Below are 18,944 nucleotides of genomic sequence, written 5' to 3' on the forward strand. Positions count from 1 at the left end.
CCATGCGGAACTCATCAGTCCGCCATGCGGCTGTTGTGTACGCGCCAATCTGACGTCGTCCCAGGGTCGTCCCCGGTCACTCCAATGCCTCCTGAACCCATCTTCAGGGGAGGACCGGATGACACCCGCAGCACGCCCGTCCCAGCATGCCCCCGAACTCCGCGCCGCCGCCCGCCACATGGGCCGCCGCCGCTTCCTCACCGTCACCGGCGCGGCCGCCGCGCTCGCCTTCGCCGTGAACCTGCCGGCCGCGGGCACGGCGGCCGCCGCCGAACTCGACCCCGCGCAGATCACCGACGACCCCTTCACCCTCGGCGTCGCCTCCGGCGACCCTCCCCCACTCTCGGCTTCGCTCGAGCGGGGGGACCCCCATCCCGGCTCCGTCCTCCTGTGGACGCGCCTCGCGCCCACCCCCTACCAGCCCGACGGCGGCCTGCCCGCCGAACGCGTCACCGTCCACTGGGAACTGGCCCACGACGAGAACTTCCGCCGCACGGTGAGACGCGGCACCGCCACCGCGCACCCCGAGTTCCACCACACGGTCCACGTCGAGGTCACCCACCTCGACCCGGACCGCGTCTTCTACTACCGCTTCCGCGTGGGCAGCTGGGTCAGCCCGACCGGCCGCACCCGCACCGCCCCCGTCACCCACGCACCCGTGTCCGGCCTGAAGCTCGCCGCCGTCTCCTGCCAGGCGTACGCCGACGGCTACTACACGCCGTACGCCCATCTCGCCCAGGACGACGTCGACATGGTCTTCCATCTCGGCGACTACCTCTACGAGTACGCGATCAACTCCGTCGGCAACAACCGCAACTACACCGACCGCACGCTCCCCGACCTGTTCAACCACGAGACGCTCACCCTCGAGGACTACCGTCTGAGCTACGCCCTCTACAAGTCCGACCCCGACCTGATGGCCGCCCACGCCGCCCACCCCTTCGTCGTCACCTGGGACGACCACGAGACCGAGAACAACTACGCCGACGACATCCCCGAGAACAACGTGCCGCCGGAGGAGTTCCTGCTGCGCCGCGCCTCCGCCTACCGCGCCTACTGGGAGAACCAGCCGCTGCGCCGCCCGCAGCTCCCCGAGGGCCCCGACATGCGGCTCTACCGGCGCCTGCACTGGGGCCGCCTCGCCCAGTTCGACGTCCTGGACACCCGGCAGTACCGCTCCAACCAGGCGTACGGCGACGGCGCCCAGCTGCCCGGCCCGGACGTCGACGACCCCGCCCGCACGATGACCGGCGAGACGCAGGAGCGGTGGCTGATCGACGGCTGGCACGCCTCGCGGGCGCTGTGGAACGTCGTACCGCAGCAAGTCACCTTCTCGCAGCGCAAGCTGGACCTGAACCCGGTCGCCAAGGTGTCCATGGACGCCTGGGACGGCTACCGCGCCTCCCGCCGCCGCGTCCTGGACGGCGCGAAGGCGGCCGGCGTCGACAACCTGATGGTCCTCACCGGTGACGTGCACGTCGGGTACGCCTTCGACATCAAGGACGACTTCGACGACCCCGCCTCCCGCACCCTCGGCACGGAGATCGTGGCCACGTCGATCGCGAGCGGCCGGGACGGCTCCGACAAGCCCGCGAACTGGAACACGTACATGACCGCCAACCCGCACCTGAAGTTCTACAACGGGCGGCGCGGCTATGTGACCGTCGCGCTGGGCCGGGAGCAGGCCCGTGCCGACTTCAGGACGGTTCCGTACGTGACGAGGCCGGGCGCCCCGGCCGCCACGGCCGCGTCCTTCATCTCCGAGGTGGGGGAGCAGGGACTCAAGCCGGCATGAGGCTCGGCTCGCCGGCCTCTCCGGGGTAGCGGACGCCGATGCGGTCCCGTATCGCGTCGAGCGTCCGCATCACCGCGAGCGTGCCCTCCAGCGGCACGAGCGGCGACTCCGTCTCGCCGGCCCGCAGGGCCCGCATGACCTCACGGGCCTCGTGCTTGAGACTGCCCCGCGGCCCGTCGGCCGGGTCGGCCGCGAACTCCTCGGGGTCACGGCCGTCCCGGTGCAGCACAAAACGGTCCGGATAGAAGAAGCCGTTCGGGATGTCGATGCGGCCCTGCGAACCGGTCACCGACGCGGAGACGGACGTACCGCCGACGAGGGAGCAGTGCACCGCCGCGAGCGCGCCGCTCTCCCAGGTCAGCAGGGCGCCCGTCTGGAGGTCGACGCCCTCGGCGGAGAGCGTCGCCCGGGCGGTGACGTCGCAGGGCTCGCCGAGCAGCAGATGGGCGAACGACACCGGGTAGACGCCCAGATCGAGCAGCGCGCCGCCGCCCTGGTCCGGGTCACGCAGCCGGTGCGACGACGGCAGCATTCCATTCCTCGCCTCCGGCAAGAGGTGCCCGGCGAGCCCGAAGTCGGCCTGCACGGTGCGCACTTCGCCGATCGCACCGTCCCGGACGAGCTCGGCGAGCTTCAGGATCAGTGGATTGCAGTACATCCACATCGCCTCCATCAGGAAGCTCCCGCGTTCCCGCGCCAGCGCGACCAGTTCCTCCGCCTCGCGCACGTTGAGCGTGAACGCCTTCTCGCACAGCACGTTCCGGCCGGCCTCCAGACACAGACCGGCCGCCGTTCGGTGCGACGCGTGCGGGGTGGCGACGTACACCACATCCACGTCCGCGTCCTTCGCGAGCGCGTCCCAGTCGCCGTACGCCCTCGGTATCCCGAACCGCTCCGCGAACGCCCGCGCCGACGCCTCCGTCCGCGAGGCCACCGCCAAGACCTCGGCGTCCGGAAGGTCCACCAGATCCGCCGTGAACGCGGACGCTATCCCGCCGGTCGCCAGGATCCCCCACCGCACACCGTCCGCCGCCATACCCCACCCTCACTCGTGTGACCCCGGGCACTCCGTTCGAGCTGAGAGCATAGGTGGCGGAGGAGTCGGAGAGGGAGGGGCACATGCGCGAGGGCGGGGCGCCGATACCGAACGTGTCGCAGGCGGTCGCATTGGAGGCGGGGCCGCCTGCGCCCGCTGCACGCCGCACCGGGCTGCTCGTCACCATCGTCCTCGGCGGGCTGACCGCCACACCCCCGCTGGCGATGGACATGTACCTCCCGTCCCTGCCGGAGGTCACCCGCTCCCTGCACGCCCCCGCCGCGACCGTCCAGCTCACCCTCACCGCCTGTCTCGCCGGCATGGCGCTAGGGCAGCTGGTGGTCGGCCCGATGAGCGACAAGTGGGGCCGCCGCCGCCCGCTGCTGATCGGCCTTGCGGTCTACGTCCTCGCGACGGTCCTGTGCGCCCTCGCGCCGACCGTCGAGACCCTCGTCGCCTTCCGGCTCGCGCAGGGCCTCGCGGGCGCGGCCGGAATCGTGATCGCGCGGGCCGTCGTGCGCGATCTCTACGACGGCGTGGCCATGGCCCGCTTCTTCTCCACCCTCATGCTGATCGGCGGGGTCGCCCCGATCGTCGCACCGCTCATCGGCGGGCAGATCCTGCGGGTGACGGACTGGCGGGGCGTGTTCGTGGTGCTGACGGTGGTGGGGGCGCTGCTGGCCGGAGTCGTCTGGGCGCGGCTCCCGGAGACGCTGCCGCCCGCAGACCGTCACTCCGGCGGGATCGGCGAGGCCCTCGGCGCCATGCGCCGCCTGCTCGCCGACCTGCCCTTCACCGGGTACATGCTCGCGGGCGGCTTCGCCTTCGCCGCGCTGTTCGCCTACATCTCGGCGTCCCCCTACGTGGTCCAGGAAATCTACGGCGCCTCCCCGCAGACCTTCAGCCTGCTGTTCGGCCTGAACTCGGTCGGGCTGGTCGTGGTCGGCCAGATCAACGGCAAGGTGCTCGTGGGCCGGGTCCGCCTGGACAAGGTCATGGCGATCGGCCTCGCGATCATCGCCGTGGCCGCCACCGCCCTGCTGCTGATGGCGGCCGGGGTGTTCGGCGAGGCGGGGCTGACACCCGTGGCCGCCGCCCTCTTCGTCCTGATGTCCGCGATGGGCATCACCCTCCCCAACGCCCAGTCCCTCGCCCTCATGCGCGTACGGCACTCGGCCGGCTCCGCGTCCGCCCTGCTCGGCACGTCCTCGTTCCTCATCGGCGCGATCGCCTCGCCGCTCGTCGGGATCGCCGGGGAGCGCACCGCCGTCCCGATGGCCGTCGTCCAACTGGCGGCCGCACTGGTTGCGGCAGCCTGCTTCGTGGGAATGTGCCGTCCCTGGAACACACGTGCGGGCGCGGAGGGAGCAGGGAACTGAGCGCACCGAGACTGCGCCGCGACACACCGGAACGAGCCGGACTCGACCCCGAGGAACTCCGTCACCTCGTCCGCGAGGTCCGCGATCTCACGACCGGGGAGCACCCCTGGGCCGCGGGAGTCGTGGTGGTCGCCGGGCGCGGCCCGGTGATCGCGGTGGAGGAGGCGGCGGGCTGGGCGGTGCGCTACGCGGCGTACGACCCGGCGACGGACAAGGGTGTGGAGCTGCCGGCCGCCGAACGCGTGCCGATGACCGTCGACACCCCCTTCGACCTGGCCTCCCTCACCAAGCTGTTCACCTCGGTCGCCGCGGTCCAGCAGATCGAGCGGGGCAGGCTCGGCATCGATGCGCGCGTGGGCGCCTACCTGCCGGACTTCCGCGCGGCCGCCGCGCACGGCATCACCGTACGGCAGCTGCTCACCCACACCTCCGGACTGCGCCCCGAACTCCCGTTGTACAACTGCGCGGACGACGCGGAACGGCTGGCGCTGCTGCGGGCGGAGGCCCCGGCGGGGGAGCCGGGCGAGTACCTCTACTCGGACCTGAACATGCTGCTCCTCCAGCACCTCCTGGAACGCCTCACCGGACGCACGCTGGACGTCCTGATCCACGACGGCATCACCCGCCCGCTCGGCATGACCGCGACCGACTTCGGTCCCTGCCCCGGCGCGGCGGCCACGGAGGACCAGCGCCGGCCCTGGGCCAAGGCGGACCGCGGGATGCTGCGCGGCGAGGTCCACGACGAGAACGCGTGGGCGCTGGGCGGGGTGGCCGGTCACGCGGGCCTGTTCTCGACGGGGAGAGATCTGGCGGTCTTCTGCCGTGCACTGCTGGCGGGCGGTTCGTACGGCCCTGCCCGCATCCTCGGCCCGGACTTCGTGGAACTCCTGCTGACGCCACCGGGGCTGGGTTTCGCGATGGACCAGGCGTGGTTCATGGGGAGGCTGGCCGGGCGGGGAGCGGCGGGCCATACCGGCTTCACGGGCACGTCACTGGTACTGGATCCGGCGACGGACACGTTCCTGGTCCTGCTGGCGAACACGGTGCACCCACGGAGACGGGGGGCGGACAGCCGGCCCCGGGCGGCGGCGGGGGTGCGGGTGGCTCGAGCGGTTCGGGGGAGGTAGTGGGGGGCGCTTCTTGGCCTACCGAGCCATGACGTGGTGGGGTCGCTTCTTGATCGACCGAGTCGGGTGGTGGGTGGGCACAGGCCGGGGGTCTGGGGGCGGAGCCCCCAGCGGGGCCCGCACCGAACACCGGCCAACTTAGAATCGCCGGGTGAACGACCCCGTACTCCCGGCGGACGCCCTCCGCACCGCCCTCGCCGCGCTGCTCGACGGACTCCCGTCCAGGCAGGCCACGCAGGCGGTCGAGCGGCTGATCGCCAACTACCGCGGGGCCACCCCGACCGACGCCCCCATCCTGCGCGACCGCGCGGACGTGGCAGCGTACGCCGCGTACCGGATGCCCGCGACCTTCGAGGCGGTGCGGTCGGCGCTGACGGCGTTCGCCGACGCCGTGCCCGACTGGACACCCGACAGCCACATCGACCTCGGCGGCGGCACCGGCGCGGCAACCTGGGCGGTCAGCGCCACCTGGCCCGGCACTCGTCCCGTCACCGTCCTCGACTGGGCCGAGCCCGCGCTCGCCCTCGGCAGGGAACTCGCCGCGGCCAACCCCGCCCTACGGGACACCCGCTGGCAGCGCGCCCGCATCGGGGCGGCGCTGTCCCTCGAGAGCACGGACCTGCTCACCGTCTCCTACGTCCTCAACGAGTTGTCCGAGGCCGACCGAGCCTCCCTCGTCGACGCCGCCGCGTCCGCCGCGCAGGCCGTCGTGATCGTCGAGGCCGGCACTCCCGACGGCTACACCCGCGTCATCGAGGCCCGCGACCGCCTGATCGCCGCCGGCTTCCACGTCGCCGCGCCCTGCCCGCACAGCGCCGGCTGCCCGATCGTCCCCGGCACGGACTGGTGCCACTTCTCGGCCCGGGTCAGCCGTTCCTCCCTGCACCGGCAGGTCAAAGGCGGTTCCCTCGCCTACGAGGACGAGAAGTTCTCGTACGTCGCCGCGGCCCGTTTCCCCGTCACGCCCGCGGCCTCCCGTGTCGTACGGCGTCCTCAGATCCGCAAGGGCCAGGTGCTGCTGGACCTCTGCGAGGCCGACGAACAGCTGCGCCGGACGACGGTCACGAAGCGGCACGGGGACCTGTACAAGGCGGCGCGGGACGCGGACTGGGGGGACGAGTGGTGACGAGACGTCCCGTCTCACTCGCTTGATACGGTCGAATCATGGTCACGAAGCAGCCTGGTAAGCCGACCCCCGACTCCACCCGCCGCAACGAGAAGTCACGTCGCGCGATCCACGACGCCGCCCTCGCGCTCGTCGGGGAGGTCGGCTACGCGAAGACCACGATCGAGGGGATCGCGGCTCGGGCCGGCGTGGGCAAGCAGACGATCTACCGGTGGTGGTCGTCGAAGGCGGACGTGCTGCTTGAGGCATTCCTCGACCTCGCTGACGGGGAGCAGCGGCACGCCGTCCCGGACACCGGGGATCTGGCGGCCGACCTCAAGGCGGTGCTGCGGGCCACGGTCGACGAACTCCTCGACCCCCGCTTCGAGGCGCCGTCCCGGGCCCTGGCCGCCGAGGGGTTGGTCAACGAAGAGCTCGGCCGGGTCTTCGTGGCGAAGCTCCTCGAACCGTCGTTGCAGCTGTACGTCGACAGGCTGCGGGCGGCGCAGGCCACCGGGGAGGTCCGACCGGAGATCGACGTGCGCGTCGCCCTGGAACTGTTCGTCTCGCCGCTGGCGCAGCGGTGGCTGCAGCGGACGGGGCCGATCTCGTACGAGTACACGGACACGTTGGTGGATTACGCGCTGCACGGTCTGGCCCCACGCTGAGGGTGGGCGGACGAAAGGGTGTCTCGCCCCCGCCGCCCCTACCCGTCCCATCCCCAGGGGCGCTGCCCCTTCGACCCCGCCAGGGGCTCCGCCCCCAGACCCCCGTCCTTGCCCACCACACCCACCCGACTCGGTCGGATGAGCGGTGGACGTCGAGGGCTTCTCGTCCCGCTTCTCGACCGACCGAGTCGGGTGGTTGGCTGACCTCTCAGCCAACCCCGCTCGAAGACGGGCGCGGTTCGCGGGGTTCGGGGCGCAGCCGCGGGTGGGAAATCCCCGTAACACACCTCATGCCCCCCGATCCAGGCCCCCGGTATGGCTTGTCTCACCCGCCCCGGATGTCTGCCGCGGTCCCCTGCAGCCCGTGAAGGTGGGACCATAGGGCATGCTGTTCCGCACGACAGCGAGGCGAGGGGATAGATGAGCGCGACGTTCGGCGGTCGGACCGGCCGGCAGGGCAAACTCTCCCAGTGGCTGCGAGGACGCCGTCCGAAGGAAGCCGCCGACGACGGCGGTCGTGAGGCCCTGCTGCTCGCCGCCGCCGGAGCGGGACTGCCTCTCGCGCCCGCCGCTCACCCTGCCCCGGGCTACCGATGTTCCTGCGACCGAGTCGGCTGTCCGACCCCCGCCCGGCACCCGGTGTCGTTCGCGTGGCAGACGCAGTCCACGACGGACCGCGCGCAGATCGAGCGGTGGGCCCGCCACCAGCCGCAGGCCAACTTCATCACCGCGACCGGCATGACGCACGACGTGCTCGACGTACCGATCGAGGCGGGGCGCGAGGCGCTGGAGCGGCTGCTCGGCTCCGGCGTCGAGGTGGGACCGGTCGCCGAGAGCGACGACGGCCGCATGCTGTTCTTCACGCTCACCCGGGGCACCCCCGAGGACGAGGACGAGTGGTGGCCGTGCGAGCTGGACTGCCACCCCGAGACGATGGACGAGCACCCGGGGATGCGCTGGCACTGCCGGGGGTCGTACGTCCTCGTACCCCCGGCCCGGCTGCCCGGCGACGACGACCGGAGCGTGCACTGGGTGCGCGGCCCCGAGCATCAGCTGCCCGACCCGCTGAGCCTCCTCGAAACCCTCACGGACTCCTGCGCCCGCCACGCCGGTGACGAGCACCACCACGCGGGCTCGGCCTGGCCGCTCCGCCGCTGAAGACCTTCTCCCACGGCACTACTCGCCCTGCGCCGCCGTCAAGCCCTCCACCCGGCCCAGCACCGACACCTTCGAGCCCTTCGCCGGATCCAGCGCCACCTCGTTGGAGACGAACTCCATCGTCAGGGACTGCTTGATCTCGCCCTTCGTCAGGGCCTGCACGCTCTTGTTCGGGGTGGGCACCGACGCACCCGCCGCGGCCGTCTGCTTCACGAAGTGGTGCGTGGTGAAGAAGACCAGCGCGCCGCCGTCCGCCGTGCGCAGGGCCAGCGGCGCGTAGTCGCCGTTCGCCAGCGGCGAGTCGATGTACTGCGTGACCAGACCCGGCTTGGTGGCGTTCTTCGCGCGCGCCGTGCGCCGCGCGCTGGTGTGCGGGCCGGCCGCGAAGGTCGTCCCGCCGCTCTTCAGGTACGTCGCGTACTGCTTGCTCAAGTCGGCAGGCCTGGCGGCCAGTTCGGTGGAGTTCGCGGGGACGGCCTCGGCCCAGCCGTCCTTGTCCTTCTTGAACTGCGGTACGGCGTCCGGGGACACCAGCGTCAGATACGACACCTGCCACGGCTCGGACAGGTCGTTCCGCACGAACACCAGCAGCCAGCGCGCGTCGCCGCCCTTGTTGGCCTTCGCGTCGGCGACGAACCAGCGCGGCCACCCCGCCTTCTTCGGGATCGTGTACTTCGCGTCCGTCAACTCCAGCGGAGAATGCCGGGCGTTGCCCTCCGGGCTGAGGGCGTGACCCGCCTTCAGGCGGGCCCCGTCGATGTCTCCGAGGGCCCCGGTCGTGTAGTCGGCGTCCAGGGAAGCGTCGTACGCCTTGTCGGCCGCGTTGTACGCGCTCGTGAACTGCTTCAGTGCCTTCGCGGCCTCCGGCTGCGTGGTGGCCGGGAGCACCTCACGCTCCCCGTGCACCACCACGCAACCGCTCGTCGTCAGCGACAAAGCGGTCAGCGAGGCGGCAATGAGTGCGTTACGGTCGCGCCTGCGGAGCCTTCGAGGGCTGCGATCCCTGGTCATCAGGTGTCTTCACCTTCCCCTTCCCGGAGGCGAACCCTACCGGGGAGAGGAACAGCGCGAGCGTCGGGACCAGGTACAGCAGCCACACCGTGACCTGGAGGACGGTCGGGTCGGGCTGGAAGTTGAACACGCCCTTCAGGAGCGTGCCGTACCAACTGTCCGGCGGGATCGCGCCGCTGATGTCGAAGGCCTTGTCGGTCAGGCCGGGCAGCCAGTCGGCCTCCTGCAGATCGTGGAAGCCGTACGCCAGCACACCGGCCGCGACCACGACCAGCATGCCACCCGTCCAGGTGAAGAACTTGGCCAGGTTGATCTTCAGCGCGCCCCGGTAGAACAGCCAGCCGAGGAACACCGCCGTCGCCAGGCCCAGCGCCACACCGATCAGCGGGCGCGGGGTGCCGTCGCTCGCCGCGTGCACCGACGCCCATACGAACAGCGCCGTCTCCAGGCCCTCCCGGCCGACGGCCAGGAAGGCGGTGGCGACCAGCGCGGCCGTGCCCATCTGCAGGGCCGCGTCCAACTTGCCGTGCAGTTCCGCCTTCAGGTGCCGGGCGGTGCGCCGCATCCAGAAGACCATCCAGGTCACCAGGCCCACCGCGACGATCGACAGTGAGCCGCCGAGTGCCTCCTGCGCCTCGAACGTCAGCTCCTGGGAGCCGAATTCGAGCGCGGAGCCGAAGCCCAGGGCGAGCGCGACCGCGACGCCGATGCCGATCCATATCGGCCTGATGGCGTCCCGGCGGCCCGTCTTGACCAGATAGGCGATCAGGATGCAGACGACGAGGCTGGCCTCCAGGCCCTCCCGCAGACCGATCAGATAGTTGGAGAACACGGCTACGCCTCCTTGGAGAACAGCGTGCTTCCCCACCAGTCGTCCTTGTCACGGACGCCGGGCGGGACCGCGAAGTGCGCCGAACCCACGTGCTGGATGTACTCGTTGAGCGCGTCGGTGGCCAGATTGGTCTGGATGCGGATGAAGCCCTCCCGGACGTCCCGCTGGTACGCCAGGAAGAACAGGCCCGCCTCCAGCCGGCCCAGGCCGTCCGTGCCGTCGGTGAAGGAGTAGCCGCGGCGCAGGATCGTCGCCCCGTGGTTGGCGTCGGGGTGCGCGAGCCGCACATGCGCGTCGGGCTTCATCGCCTTCAGGAACGGCTCGTCGCGCTCCTTGGCCTTGCCGACGGGGGCGCCCTCGCCCTTGTCGCGGCCGAAGATGTCCTCCTGCTCCTGCAGGGAGGTACGGTCCCAGGTCTCGATGTGCATACGGATACGGCGGGCGACCAGGTACGAGCCGCCCACCATCCAGTCGGGGCCGGCCTTCTCGTCCACCCACACGAACTTCTTCAGCCGGGCCGTCTCCGTGCCCGCGATGTTGCGGGTGCCGTCCTTGAAGCCCATCAGGTTGCGCGGGGTCTGCGCCTCGGGCGTGGTGGACGACGTCTTGCCGAAGCCGAGCTGGGACCAGCGGATGACGACCTTGCCGAAGCCGATCCGGGCGAGGTTGCGGACCGCGTGCACCGCGACCTGCGGGTCGTCCGCGCAGGCCTGGATGCACAGATCGCCGCCGCTGCGGGCCCTGTCGAGGTTGTCGCCGGGGAACTTCGGCAGGTCGACGAGCGCCTCGGGCCGCTGGTTCTGCAGGCCGAACTTGGCGAACAGCGACGGCCCGAACCCGATCGTCAACGTCAGCCGCGACGGCTTGAGGCCCAGCGCCTCGCCGGTGTCGTCCGGCGGAGCCTCGGCCAGACCGCCGAACGCGCCCTCGCCCACCGGGTGCCCCGCCGTCATCCGCCGTGCCGCCTCGGTCCAGTCCTTCAGCAGCTGGACGAACTCGGCGCGGTCGTCGGTGGTCACGTCGAACGCGGCGAAGTGCAGCCGGTCCTGCACCGGCGTGGAGATGCCCGCCTGGTTCGGCCCGTGGAAGGCGATCGCGGCGCCCGCCTCGGCGGCCGCCGGGTCCACGTCGTTGCCGGTGCGGGCCATCGCCGCCGCGCCGCCGGCCGCGGCGGCACCGAGCGCGAGCCCGGCCCCGCCCCAGCCGATCAGCGCACGCCGGGTGGGCGCCTTCGCGACGGCGGCGTCGGTGGCGTCCGTGTTCGTGTTCGTGTCCGTCATGGTGTGGTGACCCCTCGATCGGTTACTTCACGACGGCGGCGGCGAGCTTGGACAGCGGCTCCGCCAGTGCGTTGACCGCGTCCGACAGCTGCTTGCGGTCGGCCTCGCCGACCTTGTCGTAGGAGGTGAAGTCGTACGACGTCTTGTTCGCCCGGTACTTGTCGAGCAGCGCGTTCAGCGTGGCGAACTGCTTGTCCAGCTCGGTGACCAGCGCCGCGTCGTTCTCCTGGGCGACGGCCTTGAGCAGCTCGTACGACTTCTGCGCGCCCTCGACGTTGGCCTTGAAGTCGACCAGGTCGGTGTGCGAGTAGCGCTCCTCCTCGCCGGTGACCTTGCCGGTGGCGACCTCGTCGAGGAGCTCCTTGGCGCCGTTGGCCATGGAGGTCGGGGTGATCTCCGCCTTGCCGACCCGCTCCTCCCAGTCCTCGAGGTCGGTGATCAGCTGGTCGGCGAGCTGCTTCTCGCGGTCGGTGATCTTCTTGTCCTGCCAGAGGGCCTTCTCCAGGCGGTGCCAGCCGGTCCAGTCCTTGGCCGGGTCCTGGCCGTCCTCCAGGCCGTCCTCGCGGACGTCGACCTTCGGGTCGATGTCGCCGAAGGACTCGGCGACCGGCTCGGTGCGCTCCCAGCCGATGCGGGAGGGCGCGTAGGCCTTCTTGGCCGCCTCGATGTCGCCGGCCTTGACGGCCTTGGCGAAGGTCTCCGCCAGCGGCAGTGTCTCCTCGGCCTGCTCCTCCACGTAGGCCCGGTAGGCGGCGACGGCCTTGTCCAGACGCGGGTCGCGCTTGGCGGCGGTGCCCCCGGTGACCTTGAGGTCCTGACGGATGCCGTCGCCCTTCATGCCCGGCTTGCAGGCGATCTGGTAGTCGCCGGCCTTCACCTCGGCGGTGACGCGCTGCTTGGTGCCGGCGCCGATGTTCTCGCGCTCGGTGACGACCCGGTCGTCGGGGAAGAGGATGTAGACCTCGGTGACCTTGGAGCCCTTGTTCTCGATCGCCAGCTCGACGTGCCCGGCGGAGATCTCCTTCTTGGACGTCTCGCACTTGCTGTCGGTGGCCGTCACGTTGATGACGCGGTCGCCGTCCTTGGCGTCGCTTTTCTCGGTGCAGCCGGTGACGGCGGTCAGTGCCGCCGCAGTGGCGACGGCGGTGACGACGGAGAGTCTGGCGGCTCGCATTCGGGCTCCCGAGGCTGGCTGAAAAATCACGTGACCGGGCTCACCAAGGATTGGTGAGGCTCGCCTAACTTATCTAAGGCTTACCTGCGTGATACCCGTCGATGCCGTGATTCACCTCTCATAGACGCTGTAAGAGCACGAGCTGATCACGGTGGCTCAAACCGGACCCCAAGAAACGGTCAAAGGAAATTCAAAGATTCCGCTTCGCGGGCCGGTGGCGGGCTGGGCGGCGGGCGGCGGCGTGTCGGCGCCGAATGCTTCAATTCCGGAGTGACTGACTACGACGTGCTTCGCGTCTTCTGCGCGCCGAACGGCGGCTACGGCAACGAACTGGGCGTCGTCCGCGACGGCTCGGTGATGCCGGACGCGGACGAGCGGCAGGCGTTCGCCGCGAAACTCGGCTTCAGCGAGACGGTGTTCGTCGACGACCCCGAGCGCGGGATCATCGACATCTACACGCCCACCCTGCGTCTGCCCTTCGCCGGGCACCCCTGCGTCGGCACGGCCTGGCTGCTCGACGTCCCCGAACTCGTCACGCCCGCCGGAGTCGTCGGAACCCGCCTGGACGGAGAGTTCAGCTGGATCGAGGCACGGGCGGAGTGGGCTCCGCCGCGCACGCTCCGCCAGTACGCCACCGCCGCGGAGGTCGACGATCTGCCGGTTCCGCCGCCGGGTGAGTGGGTCTATGCCTGGGCATGGGAGGACGAGGCGGCGGGCCGCGTCCGCGCCCGCGCCTTCCCCGGCCGCGACGACGGCATCGACGAGGACGAGGCCACGGGGGCGGCGGCGCTGCTGCTGACCGAACGGCTGGGGCGGGCGCTCAACATCACGCAGGGCGCGGGATCGCAGATCCTCACGGCACCCCAGCCGTACGGCTGGGTGGAGATCGGCGGGCGGGTCTTCCTGGAGCGCTGAGGGACGGCCCTACGGCAGCGTCAGGATCTCCGCGCCCGTCTCCGTGACCACCAGCGTGTGCTCGAACTGCGCCGTCCGCATCCGGTCCTTCGTGACGACCGTCCACCCGTCGTCCCACATGTCGTACTCGTGCGTCCCGAGCGTCAGCATCGGCTCGATCGTGAACGTCATGCCGGGCTGCATGACCGTCGTCGCGTGCGGGCTGTCGTAGTGCGGGATGATCAGGCCGGAGTGGAAGGAGGAGTTGATCCCGTGGCCGGTGAAGTCGCGGACGACTCCGTAGCCGAAGCGCTTGGCGTACGACTCGATGACCCGGCCGATCACGTTGATCTGCCGGCCCGGCTTGACCGCCTTGATCGCACGGCTCAGCGACTCGCGCGTGCGCTCCACCAGGAGCCGGCTCTGCTCGTCGACGTCCCCGACCAGGTACGTCGCGTTGTTGTCGCCGTGCACCCCGCCGATGTACGCCGTCACGTCGAGGTTGACGATGTCGCCGTCGCGCAGGACCGTCGAGTCCGGGATGCCGTGGCAGATCACCTCGTTGACGCTGGTGCACAGGGACTTCGGGAAGCCCCGGTAGCCGAGCGTCGACGGGTAGGCGCCGTGGTCGCACATGTAGTCGTGCGCCACCTTGTCCAGCTCGTCCGTGGTCACACCCGGTGCGATCAGCTTCGCCGCCTCCGCCATCGCCCGCGCGGCGATCCGGCCCGCCACGCGCATCGCCTCGACGGTCTCCGGGGTCTGCACCTCCGGGCCCGTGTACGGCGTCGGCGCGGGCTTTCCGACGTACTCGGGACGGCGGATGTTTCCGGGTACGGAACGGGTGGGGGACAGCTCCCCTGGAACGAGCAGCGACTGGCCAGACATGCCAGCGAGTCTAACCAGCGACCGTGGGGGAACATGTCCGTGGCGAGAGGAGCCGGTCATGGCCTTGTTCAAGAAGAAGCGGACGGTCGGGAAGCCGGGCGAGTGGTACTACTGCCTGGAGCACAAGAAGGTCGAGGAGGGGCCGGAGTGCCCGGCCAAGGACCGCTTCGGTCCGTACGCCTCCCGTCAGGAGGCCGAGCACGCGATGGAGACCGCCCGCGAGCGCAACGTCCAGTGGGAGAACGACCCCAAGTGGCACGACGCCCCCGCGGGCGGCGGCACGGACGACGACTGATCAGGCCTCCACGACAGTTGCGGCGCGCTGCTCGCGCAGCCGCGCCGCGTGCTCGTTCGTCCGCACGTCGTAGGTCATCAGCTTCGGCAGGCACAGCGCCAGCAGCCCCACCGCGCCCGCGCACAGCAGCCCGCCCGACCAGACGGACGCCCGCACCCCCCACCACGCGGCGAAACCGCCGGAGCGGACCTGGCCGAGGGTCGGCCCCACCGAGTACGACAGCAGCTCGATCCCGGCGAGGCGGCCGCGCAGCTCGTCCGGGATCGTCTGGTTCCACATGGCCCCGCGGAAGATGCCGCTGACCATGTCGCAACCGCCGGCCACGGTCAGGAACAGCAGCACCAGCCACAGGTTGCCCACGACGCCCGCGCCAGCGATGGCCACACCCCACAGCGCGGCCGACAGCACCACCATCCGCCCGTGCCGGTGCACCCGCGAGGTCCAGCCGCTGGTCAGGCTCACCAGCAGCGACCCGGCCGGAACCGTCGCGTACATCAGGCCCAGCGACCACTCGGCGTCCAGTTCGTCCGCGAGAAACGGCAGCACGGCGAGGGGCATCGCCAGGAACATCGCGGCGAGATCGACGGCGTAGGTGCCGAGGAGTTCCTTGCGGCTCCAGGCGTACCGGGCGCCCTCGGCGATCGACCTGAGCGACGGTTTCGCGGCCTCGTGGGAGGCGGGGGAGGAGGCGATGCGTACGACGAGGGCGACGGAGACGACGAAGGTGACGAGGTCCGCGCCGTACGCCCAGCCGAGCCCCGCGTACGCCACGACCACGCCCGCCAGGGCCGGGCCCGCGACGCCGCCGACCGTCCAGCGCAGGGAGTTCAGCGAGGCCGCGGCCGGCATGTGCTCGTGGGCCACGATCCGCGGCCACAGCGAGTCGAGCGCGGGACGCTGGACGGAGACGAGGGCGGAGGACAGGGCGGCGACGACGTACAGCGGCCAGACGGCCGGGGTCGGGACGAGGGCGTTCACCAGCAGCACCGCGCTGAGCAGCCCCTGGCCGGCCTCCGTCCACACGATCAGCGTCCGCTTGTCGAGCGCGTCGGCGAGCGCACCCCCGTACAGCCCGAACACCACCAGCGGCACCAGCTCCACGGCCCCGATCGCCCCGACCGCCGCGGCGGACCCGGTGAGGTCCTTGATCTGCACCGGCAGCGCGACGAACGTCAGAAAACTTCCGAAGTTCGAGATCAGCCCCGACAACCACAACTTCCGGAAGTCCACCGAACCCCGCCAGGGCGCAAGGTCGGGGAGAAATGAACGCAGCCCGGTGGGCGGCGCTTGGGGGGACTGGCTGGGGGCGTCGTCGGTCACGAGGGGCCATGGTCGGACGGGGGCGACGGAGGGGCAACTGCTTTTTTCAGGGCGGGGCCGGAGTCGGGGCGGGGCGGGGCGGTTGCGGGGTAGCGGTATGCCGGTCTGCGGCGCGAGGTGGTCCGGGGAGGGAGGGGGCTCGCGGGTGGGGTGCGGACGCAGGGAGGCGCGCGCCCGCCTGCGGAGAGCACTTGCCTGGGGTGGATCGCGAGCGCGCCCGCACTGCGGGAGGCGGGTCTGCCCGAAGCAGGAACCCGGCGCGGGGCGGGCGCGCACGCCGCGGGCCTGCGGCCGCGCAGCCGCTCGCTGTCCTGCCGAAGGCAGTGAACCGACCGAGACGGGTGGGTGGGAGACTCACCAGCGGGCAGGCGGCGGTGCCGTCAACGACTCCGCCAGCCTCGACAAGCGGTCCCGGAATCGTCGGCGCCCCCGCGGATGCGGAACCGCGTTCTCCCCGGCCGCCGCGCTCACCAGGTGCTGAACGGTGTCGAGGTCCAGCTCGGAGCCGTCCGGCACCGCCAGCGTCTCGTGCGCCAGTCCCGCCAGCTCCCCGTCACCGCAGCCGAGCGCCAGCACCGTCAACCCGGCCCTCCGGGCGTCGTGCACCCGTTCCAGCAGGGGAGCGGCTGGCCCCCGGGGTGCGACCACCAGCAGCGTCTCGTCGCGTCGCGCCGCCTCCAACCGCCCCGGCCCGACCGCCAGATGCGCCGGATCCGAGGGGCGCGCGTCATGCCGTACAAGCGTCGGGGCGAGCTCGGGCGTCCCCGACCACGCTGCCTCGTCCACCAGGTGGGCGGCCAGATGCCACGGCTCGTACTCCGGCGTGCCGACCAGCAGCAGCCCGCCCCCGTGCGACACCACGGACCCGCGCAGCACCCCCGCGAACCGCCGCGTGGCCCCCAACCACTCGGTTCCGGCGAGCACTTCGCGCAACAAAGCGACTCGTACGGCATCCATGCCAGCGCATACTGCCGCAATCCACCCCTCGTGATCCGGCATTCACCCCGAATTCGCCCGACTTGGGGAACGACGCCACCGCCCGTGAGCCGCCTCACCTGATCCCTTGGGGCCGCCGAGAGGATCGTAAAGTCGGCTCATGACCTCTACCGACAGTGCACAGACCCCCGCGAAGGCCCCCGCCAAGGACCCGTGGGACCTCCCCGACGTCTCCGGGCTCGTCGTCGGCGTGCTCGGCGGGACCGGGCCGCAGGGCAAGGGCCTCGCCTACCGGCTCGCCAGGGCCGGCCAGAAGGTGATCATCGGCTCGCGGGCCGCGGAGCGCGCCCAGGCCGCCGCCGACGAGCTCGGGCACGGTGTCGAGGGCGCCGACAACGCCGAGACCGCGCGCCGCAGCGACATCGTGATCGTCGCCGTGCCCTGGGAAGGTCACGGCAAGACCCTCGAGTCGCTGCGCGAGGAGCTCGCCGACAAGCTCGTCGTCGACTGCGTCAACCCGCTCGGTTTCGACAAGAAGGGCGCGTACGCGCTGAAGCCGGAGGAGGGCAGCGCCGCCGAGCAGGCCGCCGCCCTGCTGCCGGACTCGCGGGTCACGGCCGCCTTCCACCACCTGTCGGCGGTGCTGCTGATGGACCGGGAGATCGAGGAGATCGACACGGATGTCATGGTCCTCGGCGAGGAGCGCGCCGACGTGGAGATCGTCCAGGCGCTGGCCGGCCGTATCCCCGGTATGCGCGGCATCTTCGCGGGCCGGCTGCGAGGCGCCCACCAGGTGGAGTCGCTGGTCGCCAACCTGATCTCCGTGAACCGCCGCTACAAGGCGCACGCCGGACTGCGGATCACCGACGTGTGAGCCCATGGGGGACACTGGTGTCCAGCAGTGTCCCCCGACAGGAGCCGAAGCCATGCCCCGCCTTGCCCTCTACGCCCTGATCGTCTGTGTGCTCTCCGTGGCCGCGGCCGTCGTCTCGTTCGTCCAGGGCAGCTGGCTGGGCGTCGTGTGGGTGCTGCTTGCGGGGCTGTCGTCCAACATGTGCTGGTACTACCTGAAGCGTGGAAAGAGCCCGGCCGGGCGCGGGTCCCTCACCGGCTGACGCACAGCTCCGGGGTGCCCTCCCAGAAGCGGTACAGCCACTGCCCGCAGGTGACCGCACCCGGATCGACGCCCAGCGACTGGAGCACCGAGTCGATCACGTCGAAGAACTCACGGTTCACCGACGGGATCCACAGCAGCGCGAACACGAACAGCAGGCCGAACGGTGCGAACGGCTCCACCTGGCGCCTGATGCTGTACGACAGCCAGGGCTCGATCACGCCGTAGCCGTCCAGGCCCGGCACCGGCAGGAAGTTCAGGATCGCCGCGGTCACCTGGAGCATGGCGAGGAACGCCAGCGCGAACCGGAACTCGTTCGGCACGCCGTCCAGCGCGTCCAGCCAGAACGGCGCTGTGCACACGGCCGCGAACAGGATGTTCGTCAGCGGCCCGGCGGCGGAGATGAGACTGTGCCGCCACCGTCCCCGGATACGGCCGCGCTCGATGAAGACGGCACCGCCCGGGAGCCCGATCCCGCCCATGATCACGAAGATCACGGGCAGCACGATGCTGAGCAATGCGTGTGTGTACTTCATCGGGTTCAGCGTCAGATAGCCCTTCGCGCCGACCGAGATGTCGCCGCTGTGCAGTGCGGTGCGCGCGTGCGCGTACTCGTGCAGGCAGAGCGAGACGATCCAGGCGGCCGTCACGAACAGGAACACGGCGATGCCCGGCTGCTCGGCGAAGCCGGTCCAGGTCGCCCAGCCCGTGACCGCGGTGACGGCCAGGATCCCGACGAAGACGGGACTGATCCGGCGGTCGCTGTGGCGGGTGGTGGTGGCGGTGGTCATGGGGCTCCCTGAGCTCTGCGTGCACGCGGTGGCCTGCCCGACCGTACCGGGCGGGGGCGTACGGGAAAACGTCTCGCGGAGGGCCATCGGTTCCTAAGAAGGTGACTGCACGGGGATGGGACGGCGCCGCACCGCCCGATC

At 71.2% G+C, this 18,944-nt stretch carries 19 protein-coding genes; 10 read left to right on the forward strand and 9 right to left on the reverse strand.

All coding sequences use genetic code 11. From position 1 onward, the window contains the following. Nucleotides 1–118 precede the first annotated feature (118 nt). The gene (locus tag ABZO29_RS32025) at nt 119–1,795 is read left to right on the forward strand and encodes an alkaline phosphatase (RefSeq protein ID WP_367323651.1); all 1,677 of its coding nucleotides are present in this window, start codon (nt 119–121) and stop codon (nt 1,793–1,795) included. On the opposite strand, the gene ABZO29_RS32030 is transcribed toward ABZO29_RS32025, so the two are convergent. Next, nucleotides 1,782–2,831, reverse strand: coding sequence for a Gfo/Idh/MocA family protein (locus ABZO29_RS32030; RefSeq protein WP_367323652.1), 1,050 nt, complete (start codon nt 2,829–2,831; stop codon nt 1,782–1,784). The genes ABZO29_RS32025 and ABZO29_RS32030 overlap by 14 nt on opposite strands. Before the next feature lie 83 nt (nt 2,832–2,914). Between ABZO29_RS32030 and ABZO29_RS32035 the strand changes: the two genes are divergently transcribed. From ABZO29_RS32035 to ABZO29_RS32055, 5 genes are all read left to right on the forward strand, one after another. Further along, nucleotides 2,915–4,210, forward strand: coding sequence for a multidrug effflux MFS transporter (locus ABZO29_RS32035; RefSeq protein WP_367323653.1), 1,296 nt, complete (start codon nt 2,915–2,917; stop codon nt 4,208–4,210). Further along, nucleotides 4,162–5,337, forward strand: coding sequence for a serine hydrolase domain-containing protein (locus tag ABZO29_RS32040; RefSeq protein WP_367323654.1), 1,176 nt, complete (start codon nt 4,162–4,164; stop codon nt 5,335–5,337). Before ABZO29_RS32035 ends, ABZO29_RS32040 begins: the two co-directional genes overlap by 49 nt. 151 nt (nt 5,338–5,488) lie before the next feature. Further along, on the forward strand, nt 5,489–6,463 hold the full coding sequence (locus ABZO29_RS32045) for a small ribosomal subunit Rsm22 family protein (RefSeq protein ID WP_367323655.1): 975 nt from the start codon (nt 5,489–5,491) through the stop codon (nt 6,461–6,463). Between the two features lie 38 nt (nt 6,464–6,501). Beyond that, entirely contained in the window at nt 6,502–7,110 is a 609-nt protein-coding gene (locus ABZO29_RS32050) for a TetR/AcrR family transcriptional regulator (protein WP_367323656.1), read from the forward strand. 420 nt (nt 7,111–7,530) lie between these two features. Further along, complete coding sequence (locus ABZO29_RS32055; RefSeq protein ID WP_367323657.1) at nt 7,531–8,268, forward strand: bifunctional DNA primase/polymerase; 738 nt, start codon at nt 7,531–7,533, stop codon at nt 8,266–8,268. 18 nt (nt 8,269–8,286) lie between these two features. On the opposite strand, the gene ABZO29_RS32060 is transcribed toward ABZO29_RS32055, so the two are convergent. From ABZO29_RS32060 to efeO, 4 genes are read right to left on the reverse strand one after another with little or no spacing between them, the layout of a single operon-like run. After that, nucleotides 8,287–9,279, reverse strand: coding sequence for a hypothetical protein (locus ABZO29_RS32060; RefSeq protein WP_367323658.1), 993 nt, complete (start codon nt 9,277–9,279; stop codon nt 8,287–8,289). Next, nucleotides 9,233–10,111: an iron uptake transporter permease EfeU gene (gene efeU, locus ABZO29_RS32065; protein WP_367323659.1), complete on the reverse strand. Its 879-nt coding sequence runs from the start codon at nt 10,109–10,111 to the stop codon at nt 9,233–9,235. Before efeU ends, ABZO29_RS32060 begins: the two co-directional genes overlap by 47 nt. Before the next feature lie 2 nt (nt 10,112–10,113). After that, nucleotides 10,114–11,391: an iron uptake transporter deferrochelatase/peroxidase subunit gene (efeB, locus tag ABZO29_RS32070; protein ID WP_367323660.1), complete on the reverse strand. Its 1,278-nt coding sequence runs from the start codon at nt 11,389–11,391 to the stop codon at nt 10,114–10,116. Nucleotides 11,392–11,413: 22 nt separating this feature from the next. Continuing rightward, nucleotides 11,414–12,565, reverse strand: a complete 1,152-nt coding sequence (efeO, locus tag ABZO29_RS32075) for an iron uptake system protein EfeO (RefSeq protein WP_367323661.1) — start codon at nt 12,563–12,565, stop codon at nt 11,414–11,416. 270 nt (nt 12,566–12,835) lie between these two features. On the opposite strand from efeO, the gene ABZO29_RS32080 reads away from it, so the two are divergent. Beyond that, nucleotides 12,836–13,480, forward strand: coding sequence for a PhzF family phenazine biosynthesis protein (locus tag ABZO29_RS32080; protein WP_367323662.1), 645 nt, complete (start codon nt 12,836–12,838; stop codon nt 13,478–13,480). A 9-nt stretch (nt 13,481–13,489) separates the two neighbouring features. Here the strand turns inward: ABZO29_RS32080 and map are convergent, their stop codons facing one another. Beyond that, the gene (gene map, locus ABZO29_RS32085; RefSeq protein ID WP_367323663.1) at nt 13,490–14,347 is read right to left on the reverse strand and encodes a type I methionyl aminopeptidase; all 858 of its coding nucleotides are present in this window, start codon (nt 14,345–14,347) and stop codon (nt 13,490–13,492) included. A gap of 58 nt (nt 14,348–14,405) precedes the next feature. Here map and ABZO29_RS32090 point away from each other — a divergent pair, with 58 nt between their 5' ends. Beyond that, on the forward strand, nt 14,406–14,642 hold the full coding sequence (locus ABZO29_RS32090) for a hypothetical protein (RefSeq protein ID WP_367323664.1): 237 nt from the start codon (nt 14,406–14,408) through the stop codon (nt 14,640–14,642). Here the strand turns inward: ABZO29_RS32090 and ABZO29_RS32095 are convergent, their stop codons facing one another. Next, on the reverse strand, nt 14,643–15,962 hold the full coding sequence (locus ABZO29_RS32095) for an MFS transporter (RefSeq protein ID WP_367323665.1): 1,320 nt from the start codon (nt 15,960–15,962) through the stop codon (nt 14,643–14,645). A gap of 354 nt (nt 15,963–16,316) precedes the next feature. Further along, nucleotides 16,317–16,919 (reverse strand): hypothetical protein, encoded by a 603-nt coding sequence (locus ABZO29_RS32100; RefSeq protein WP_367323666.1) that lies wholly within the window; start codon nt 16,917–16,919, stop codon nt 16,317–16,319. A gap of 139 nt (nt 16,920–17,058) precedes the next feature. Here ABZO29_RS32100 and npdG point away from each other — a divergent pair, with 139 nt between their 5' ends. Both npdG and ABZO29_RS32110 read left to right on the forward strand, forming a co-directional pair. Continuing rightward, entirely contained in the window at nt 17,059–17,772 is a 714-nt protein-coding gene (gene npdG / locus ABZO29_RS32105; RefSeq protein ID WP_367323667.1) for an NADPH-dependent F420 reductase, read from the forward strand. A gap of 52 nt (nt 17,773–17,824) precedes the next feature. After that, entirely contained in the window at nt 17,825–18,013 is a 189-nt protein-coding gene (locus ABZO29_RS32110) for a hypothetical protein (protein ID WP_367323668.1), read from the forward strand. Here the strand turns inward: ABZO29_RS32110 and ABZO29_RS32115 are convergent. After that, entirely contained in the window at nt 18,003–18,803 is an 801-nt protein-coding gene (locus ABZO29_RS32115; protein WP_367323669.1) for a site-2 protease family protein, read from the reverse strand. The genes ABZO29_RS32110 and ABZO29_RS32115 overlap by 11 nt on opposite strands. Between the last annotated feature and the right edge of the window lie 141 nt (nt 18,804–18,944).

The organism is Streptomyces sp. HUAS ZL42 (assembly GCF_040782645.1).
Taxonomy (GTDB): domain Bacteria; phylum Actinomycetota; class Actinomycetes; order Streptomycetales; family Streptomycetaceae; genus Streptomyces.